Origin of the sequence: Moorena sp. SIO3H5, assembly GCF_010692395.1 — a bacterium.
Lineage (GTDB): Bacteria > Cyanobacteriota > Cyanobacteriia > Cyanobacteriales > Coleofasciculaceae > Moorena.
On the sequence record NZ_JAAHHS010000427.1, the window covers coordinates 1 to 6,280 of the forward strand.

The 6,280-nt window shown below is 42.8% G+C and carries 5 protein-coding genes and 1 pseudogene; all 6 read left to right on the forward strand.

Translation table 11 applies throughout. The annotated features are described in order from the left end of the window. A partial coding sequence (locus F6K52_RS30280) for a Coenzyme F420 hydrogenase/dehydrogenase, beta subunit C-terminal domain (protein ID WP_293087589.1) occupies positions 1 to 558 on the forward strand: 558 nt, incomplete at its 5' end. Between the two features lie 177 nt (positions 559 to 735). After that, positions 736 to 1,764 (forward strand): lysylphosphatidylglycerol synthase transmembrane domain-containing protein, encoded by a 1,029-nt coding sequence (locus F6K52_RS30285; protein ID WP_293087592.1) that lies wholly within the window; start codon positions 736 to 738, stop codon positions 1,762 to 1,764. Beyond that, positions 1,757 to 2,515 carry an acyltransferase gene (locus F6K52_RS30290; RefSeq protein WP_293087595.1) on the forward strand — a complete coding sequence of 253 codons (759 nt, stop codon included), beginning with the start codon at positions 1,757 to 1,759 and terminating at the stop codon, positions 2,513 to 2,515. The genes F6K52_RS30285 and F6K52_RS30290 overlap by 8 nt, the downstream gene beginning before the upstream one ends. 112 nt (positions 2,516 to 2,627) lie before the next feature. After that, positions 2,628 to 3,689: a sulfotransferase gene (locus F6K52_RS30295; RefSeq protein ID WP_293087598.1), complete on the forward strand. Its 1,062-nt coding sequence runs from the start codon at positions 2,628 to 2,630 to the stop codon at positions 3,687 to 3,689. Positions 3,690 to 3,795: 106 nt separating this feature from the next. After that, the gene (locus F6K52_RS30300; protein ID WP_293087601.1) at positions 3,796 to 5,316 is read left to right on the forward strand and encodes an oligosaccharide flippase family protein; all 1,521 of its coding nucleotides are present in this window, start codon (positions 3,796 to 3,798) and stop codon (positions 5,314 to 5,316) included. Between the two features lie 224 nt (positions 5,317 to 5,540). Further along, positions 5,541 to 6,280, forward strand: a pseudogene (locus F6K52_RS30305) (hypothetical protein); the annotation flags it as partial.

Consider the following 6,280-nt stretch of genomic DNA (forward strand, 5'->3'; position numbering starts at 1 on the left):
TATCTCTATACACCCCAGCGTTGTCTGATGTGTCCTGACTATAGTGCTGAGTTTGCCGATATTTCAGTTTCCGACTTTTGGGTGCGCGGTGAGGATGGCGAGTACCTACACCCGGAAGGTACAAGCATGGTCATGTGTCGAACAGAACGTGGTCAAAAGGTTCTACAACAGATGCGTGAATTGGGCTATATTACCGCTATGCCTTTAGGTAAGCAGGAAGTGGAAGCCAGTTGTGATCACCTCTACCGTGACAAACGTGTCTCTCCCTTCGTGCGTATCCAGTGGCGTGAAGCCCAGGGACTATCTGCACCCCAGTACCATTTACCGATTTCCCCACCAACTAAAGAAGACCACCGTCACGAGGGTTTGCGTCAGGCTACCTTTATTTTCTCTAAGCGCAAATGGATGCGCCAGTTGATGCTGGCCATCTTTTTCTCACGGTTCGGGGAAGTGTTTACAGCAGTAAAAATGCGCTACAAAGCCTTCAAGGCGGCACGGCGCTTACGCAAACAAGCAAAAAAAAGGCAAAAACAAGACCCTGTCTTGGATACCCAATAAATAATTTACATCAAGTAAGTAAGGTAACTCTAATGATCAGTATCGATGAGCAAAACTCCAAAACCTCAATCTGGTAATAGTAGATAGTAAACCAATTACCAATTATCAATTACTAATTATCAATTACTAATTATCAATTACCAATTACCAATGAAAAATCTTTAACAAGCTCTTGGAATGCCGAAAAACTCAACACTACGTTTTGTCCGCATTGCTGGCACAACCGCACTATTAGTATATGTTCTTCACAAGGCAGGGCTGTTTAGCGCTGACGGACGGCGGGATTTGTTAGACACCTTCGCTCATGTCAAACCAGGATTTTTGCTGGCATCGATTGGGTTTGGGCTGTTGCTTAATCTATCTAGTGCCTTCAAGTGGTACATGCTTTCGCGCTCTCGTGCCTTGCCAGTTAATCTTTGGCGACTGTTTGCTTACTATATGGTTGGTCAATTCTTCAATCTGGTGCTGCCAAGCAGCATTGGGGGCGATGTGGTTCGCATGCATCTACTAGGGCGCTACACAGGACGCTACGCCGATGCTGTAGCCTCAGTCTTTGTGGAACGTTTTACTGGTTTGGCCACCCTGGTCTTGTTAGCAATGGTGGCAGTAGTGGTCAACCTGCACCTGTTCAACCTGCCCTGGTTGACTATTGGCCTTGCCATCGGGTCAATAGGTATAGCATTGATCTGCTGGTTGATTATTGACGAACGACCGTTCCGGTTGACCCATAAACTATTGGCAAAGCGTGTACCCTTGCTGCAGAAACTCTTCGCCAAGATTGAGAAATTTCGGCAAGCAGTGCTGGCCTATCAGAGTGACCCAGGGGCAATCTGGGGGGCTCTAATTAATTCTCTAATCTTCTACTTCTTAGCGGTCATGAATGTCTGGGTTAGTGCACTTGCCTTCGGCTCCAAGATCGATTTTGTCAGCATGCTCGTAGCAGTGCCAGTGATCCTCTTTATCATGAACTTACCAATCTCGATTGGAGGTATTGGTTTGATGGAGTTTGCCTACAGCTTCACTCTTGGGTTGGTAGGTGCTACCCCTGCACTAGCATTTTCAACGGCATTGCTGTTGAGAGCAAAGACCCTGTTCCATGCTGGAATTGGTAGTCTACTTTATCCGTTCGTCAGTGACGGTAGCCCCATCCGTGAGGGAGTACCGATGGAAGTGACGAACAAATACGGAGAAAATGGTGATGACTAGTAAACATGAACAGTTTCGCTTCAGCGCTGTCTCAGCTGATAGTAAAAGCTCGTTTATAAAAAAGTATCAGGATTTAGTCTTAGGTGATCGTAGTTGGGGGCGACTTTTACAATATGAACTGCTGACGGTGCTGGTAGGTCAACTCCCTGGTGCTCTTGGTCTAGGGCTGCGGCGCATTTTCTATCCGCAGTTATTCGGTAGTGTGGGGAAGAATGCAATCTTCGGTCATCACCTCACCTTGCGTGGACCGGGTCGTATTCACCTGGGTAGCAATGTGGTACTCGATGACTATGCAGTGCTGTCCGTACGCGGTTTTGAAGATGAGCGCATTGAGATTGGTGATGGTGTGCAAATTGGTCGCTCGGCTCAACTCAAGACCCGTGCTGGCTCTATTTTTATCAGTGCCCATGCCAATATTGGTGCAGAGTGCCGCATTGACTCGACTACCAAAGTCCATATTGGTCAGCACTGCATTTTCGCTGGTCGTTGCTATTTAGGTGGTGTTAGTCACCAATTTGATCGTACTGACATCCCGATTGTCCAACAACCACTAGCAACTAAGGGTGGTGTACACATCGGTGATGATGTCTGGCTAGGAGCACATGTAATTGTTTTAGATGGGGTAACTATTGGTACAGGTGCAATAGTCGGTGCGGGTGCAGTAGTAACCAAAGACATTCCACCGTACGCGATCGCGATGGGAGTTCCAGCACAGGTGCGTAGTTCACGAAAGCCTGAGTCTGCCGAGTAATCAACTTGAGGATCTCCAAGGATGGTATTATTGGTTGACTCAACAGAGTGCTGTACCTATTGGTGCAAACCCCAATTTCAATTTCCGCTCTTATGCAAAGAGGAGATAAAAAATGAAAGAAACCTCAACAAAAACACCATTTTTTATCGTAGGTTGTCCGCGTTCGGGCACAACTTTGCTACAGGTGCTGATGGATGCACATCCGGATATTTGTATACCTCCAGAAAGTCATATATTTCCGCGCTTTTCCGAAAGTTTTGACGATTATGGAGATCTTCGACAAAATTCTAACTTAATACTGTTTGTTAAGGACATTTTAAACGATGAACAAATCAAGCTGTGGGGTTTAAAAATATCAGTATCAGCTTTTTGTAGCAAACTTAATGAACGATCTGTAAAGGGTGTTATATCAAGGCTTTTTGAGCTTTATGCGGAACGGGAAGGTAAAAGTAAATGGGGAGAGAAAACGCCGCAACATGCCATGTACTTGAAAAATATCAAGGCACTATTTCCCGAATCAAAAATCATCCATATTATCCGTGATGGTAGGGATGTCGCTGAGTCATTGAGTAGGGTTTTGATTGGACCAAAGAGTATCTATGGTATAGCCCATCGCTGGAAAAAATATATTATATCATTCCAAGAATTCAAGAAGACTATTAACTATAATGATGTTATAGAAGTTTATTATGAAAATCTAGTTAAAAATCCCAAAGAAGAACTGTCAAAAATATTTCAATTTCTTGGGGAAGATTATAGTGAGGTTGTTCAGGATATCCCTGATACAGGTAGAAAACAGCATTATGTTAAAGCGGCTACTCTTCATGGTTCTTTGAACACATCTATATCATCTCAAAAAATTGGTGTTTTTAAAAGCAAATTTAAACCCCGAGAAATTGAAATATTTGAATCCATAGCAGGAGAGGCTCTAACTGGTTGCGGATATTCTCTAGAAACTTATGGAAAAACTCATATAAAACTAAAGGAAATGATAGTCTTTTTTATAGAAGATTATCTACTGCGATATCTTAACAAGTTTCTTAGACCAGACATGATGACTCTTATTACGAGGCAAATTAAGTTTGAGGCTCAGCTCAGAATAAGGAAATTCTTGAGAGCAATGCATAATCCAAATCGTCATCTAGTTTATCAATCATTACATAGATTAAAATAATTAATTAATAATATGAAAAAAAAGACTTTAATTAATCGGCAATCGGCAAAATTAATTCGCTCAGATAAGTCGCTAATAGAACTAACATAAATGGAGTAATCACCTAGTGGAACTGTCTGATGCCACCTCCAAAAAGCTGGTAAAAGGAGCTGGAGTTTCTTTTATAGGTAAACTAATAAGCACTGCTTTCAAATACTTTACCCAAGTAGTTCTTGCCTGGCTACTTGGCGCAGAGTCTTTTGGGCTTTACACCTTAGGAATTACCATTTATCACTTTGGAGAGCTATTTTCAAGGATGGGGCTAGACAGTGGTGTTGTGCGCTATGTCTCAATCTACTATGGTTCTGGTGAAACAAATCGGCTCAAGGGAGTTTTACTACAGGCAATTGGGCTACCTTTTTTGAGTGGTATCGTTTTTGGTAGTGCTCTGTTTTTTACCTCAGATCCTATTGCCCAAGGTTTATTTGGTAAACCAGAGCTAGCTCCTGCACTCCGGATCTTTGCCATAGCTCTGCCTTTGGGAGCTGCTACCAATGTGGGAGCCTTTGCTACTACCGGATTTCAGATTACACAATACAAAGTTTATATCTGGGAGCTACTACTACCGTTCATTAACTTACTACTGGCTATAGTACTCTGTACCATCGGCTTTGGACTTCAGGGAGCCGCTTTGGCTTGGCTAGTTGCTCTGGCTTTAGCATTAGCAGCCACTGTTTACTTCATTGGCAGTATCTTTCCTGGAATAGCTAGAATAAGTCTCAAACCGATCTTTGAGAGCAAGCAACTAATTACATTTTCCCTTCCCTTAGGCTTTGGAACTTTTGCGTGGCTCATCCTACTCTGGACAGATGTATTGATGCTGGGGTATTTTCGGTCAGCATCAGAGGTGGGTGTTTATCGAGCAGCTTCACAGACATCGCTCTTGATGAATATCATTGCTGGCTCCTTGGTTACAGTTTTTGCTCCGATGATTGCCAGTCTTTACAGCAAGGGCGAGTTTGAAGAAATGGGCAAAGTTTTCCAAACCAGTAGTCGCTGGAGCTTCTCCTTGACATTACCTCTGTTTTTAATTGTTGGAGTTGCTGGCAAAAACATTTTGAGTATTTTCGGGGCAGAATTTGAAACTGGATGGTTGCCCTTAGTCATTTTAGGTATGGGGCAACTGTCAAGAGCCGGTGTGGGAGGATTATCTAATCATATGCTAGCTATGTCAGGTCATCAATATCTCAAGCTTTTTGCAGATATTGGTCTAGCAATCACAAATATAGCATTGAATATTTTGTTGATTCCCCGATGGGGAGTTATGGGAGCAGCAGTAGCAACAGGGGTTAGCATTACAGGGATTAGCATGTTGCGTGCAGCTCTAGTAAAGCGCGCTTTAGGGGTAGGGATTCCCTTGTATAATTGGACATATTTAAAAATTATAGTAGCTGGCACTACAGCTGCTTTGATTGGTTTGGTTGTGCAAAACTGGCTCGAACCTATGCATTTCGTGTTGTCAGCATTGTTCACAGCATTAGTGATTTTTTTATGCTATTTTGGACTGCTATTACCGATGGGTCTAGAAGAAGCAGATCAGATGATATTGGGAAAGATTAGCAAGGGATTAGGACTATTCAAGGATTGATGCGTTTGAGGATTAAGCGATTATAAAAATATTACCAATACTGTTGATTAAGGTTATCATTTAGAAAATATATATGAATAAAAATGTTGCATATATTAGCGAATTTAAACAAACATATAGAAACTATAAAAAAGCCTAGTTTTTGGTGCCAATATAGCCATAAAAAACCAGAATTTTCTATATCTTTATTATTGTTATTTTTAAGTTTGATAAACTTAGGATGTGTGAGTCAGTCCAGCACGGAAAAATCAAGGACTCAGGCTAATGATTTATCTTATTCTCAAATTGAACCCCTAGTCATTCCTGTAGGTGGACCAGCTCCAGACAGGCGTATTGGTGGGCTGATTACCGCAGATATTAACGATGACGGCCAACAAGATTTTATCATCACTAAGTCAGATTATATTGCAGTTCACGATCATTCTGGAAAAAAGCTCTGGGCAAAGCAGATCAACATTCAAGTGGTAGGGAAGTCGGAGCAAAACGGACTACCGGGAACTCATGGACCAGGTGTCCAAGCAGCTGATGTAGATGGAGATCAAAAGACAGAAGTTCTGTTTTTAACCAAGGACAATACCCTCCATATTGTTGAGGGGGTAAATGGAGAGACTAAGCAAACTATAAAACTCCCATTTCCAGAAGGTACAGAGGGTTGGGAGCACCTAGTAGTAGCCAATTTCCGGGGCAAAGGCGATCGCGATTTACTACTTCAGACCACGAATGCTGAAGGATACCGTATGGGTCGTTATCTAGCAGCCTACGCTTTGGACGACCTCCTAAAAGGAAAAAACCCCCAACCTCTGTGGACCCGAGATGATTTCCTTGCCAATGCCCACAATGGCGCACGGGTGGCGGATCTCGACGGAGATGGCAAAGATGAGGTTTTGGGCGGGACAATCATCTCACCGGACGGAGAGATGTTGTTGAAAATTCCTATAAAAGGTCATATTGACTCCCTGTTTGA

Bases quoted from the DNA above. Each gene is read 5' to 3' on its own strand.
- F6K52_RS30285 (WP_293087592.1), top strand. From the start codon at position 736: ATGCCGAAAAACTCAACACTACGTTTTGTCCGCATTGCTGGCACAACC.
- F6K52_RS30290 (WP_293087595.1), top strand. From the start codon at position 1,757: ATGACTAGTAAACATGAACAGTTTCGCTTCAGCGCTGTCTCAGCTGAT.
- F6K52_RS30295 (WP_293087598.1), top strand. From the start codon at position 2,628: ATGAAAGAAACCTCAACAAAAACACCATTTTTTATCGTAGGTTGTCCG.